General features: G+C 17.6%; 1 protein-coding gene. It reads left to right on the top strand.

Features of this window, described 5'->3' with window-relative positions; translation table 11 throughout:
• Positions 1 to 56: 56 nt before the first annotated feature.
• On the top strand, positions 57 to 317 hold the full coding sequence (locus GBZ86_RS16810; RefSeq protein WP_152892541.1) for a hypothetical protein: 261 nt from the start codon (positions 57 to 59) through the stop codon (positions 315 to 317).
• The last annotated feature ends 103 nt before the right edge of the window (positions 318 to 420 follow it).

Genomic DNA, 420 nt, shown 5'->3' with positions numbered 1-420 from the left:
TAATAATTATTAAGAAAAATTAAAAAATAACAAATAAAAAAAGGGAGGAAGTGGTTATGAGCAAATTAAAGTTTAAAAATAAAGTAAGGTTTATGTCACTTTTATCATTCATAAGTACTTTTTCTGTTATTTTTCTAATAATAGCTTTAATACTTAAAATATATTTCTTATGGTTTTTCTTAGCGTTAATTTATTTTATATGTACATTTATAGAAGATATAATTTGGAAATGCCCAAATTGTAATAGAAAGCTTCCTAAAGAAAAACCTGTTTATTATATAGAAAAATGTATTTATTGTAATTATAATTTAAAATAAAATTTATCACTTTAAACTTTTTAAAATATTTTTCATATTAATTTTTTATCTGTAACTAATGATACTGAATTAATAATATTATAGGTGTATTATTAATATATAG

Origin of the sequence: Clostridium tarantellae (genome assembly GCF_009295725.1) — a bacterium.
GTDB lineage: Bacteria > Bacillota > Clostridia > Clostridiales > Clostridiaceae > Sarcina > Sarcina tarantellae.
This window is presented reverse-complemented; position numbering and strand designations above follow the sequence as displayed.

What these genes read in the sequence shown, in the direction of transcription:
- GBZ86_RS16810 (WP_152892541.1), top strand. Translation starts at nt 57, where the DNA reads ATGAGCAAATTAAAGTTTAAAAATAAAGTAAGGTTTATGTCACTTTTA.